At 61.2% G+C, this 209-nt stretch carries 1 pseudogene; it reads right to left on the bottom strand.

Going from position 1 to position 209, the window contains the following annotated elements:
* Positions 1-209: pseudogene (locus tag B7449_RS17525) on the bottom strand (hypothetical protein); the annotation flags it as partial.

The following is a 209-nucleotide window of genomic DNA, read 5'->3' as shown; positions in this document are numbered from 1 at the left end:
GCAAGGACACGATCCATCATTCTGGCGAGAACGGCGGCTGCCTCCCGCCCCGGGCTGAAAACAAGAGAAAACCCAAACTGTCCCTGCAGCACGCCGGTCCCGGCATCGTGGACCATGGCCACGATCTCGCCATGGACGACCTCCTCGACCTCAAAGTCCACTTTTTGGCCGTCAGGCAGAATGGTGGTCCGGATCCCGTCAGAGTCCAC

Origin of the sequence: Komagataeibacter intermedius TF2, from assembly GCF_000964425.1 — a bacterium.
In the GTDB taxonomy this organism is placed as follows: domain Bacteria; phylum Pseudomonadota; class Alphaproteobacteria; order Acetobacterales; family Acetobacteraceae; genus Komagataeibacter; species Komagataeibacter intermedius.
The sequence above is the reverse complement of the archived record's forward strand: the minus strand, read 5'-3'. Positions and strand labels throughout refer to the sequence as shown.